This window comes from Anabaena sp. CCY 9613 (genome assembly GCF_963920895.1).
GTDB lineage: Bacteria > Cyanobacteriota > Cyanobacteriia > Cyanobacteriales > Nostocaceae > Cyanocohniella.
In genome coordinates, this window is sequence record NZ_CAWUDE010000067.1 from 1 (window position 1) to 261 (window position 261).

General features: G+C 67.4%; 1 protein-coding gene. It reads left to right on the plus strand.

Annotated features, from left to right (window positions below; genetic code table 11):
• Positions 1 to 29 precede the first annotated feature (29 nt).
• A partial coding sequence (locus tag ACM0OT_RS23835; RefSeq protein WP_414566847.1) for a hypothetical protein occupies positions 30 to 261 on the plus strand: 232 nt, incomplete at its 3' end.

Here is a 261-nt window from a genome sequence, read left to right on the forward strand (position 1 = left end):
CGTCTGCGGGCGAATGGAACAAGTCCTCCATGGCGGTGATCCGCGACCGCAACGGCGCCTTCTACGTCGCCTGGCTGGGTGAGGGCGGGCGTCAGCGTCAGCGGGTTCTGGATGAGTGTTCGTCCAAACAGCCCCTGCCATGCGAGGTCGTCCGGACCGTGAACTCGCGCATCGACCGCTACTGGCCGGGACCGGAGGCGCGTGTGGCCCATGCGGCGGCCGCCTGGGTGGACGGGACCGATGGTTATGACCGCAAACTCT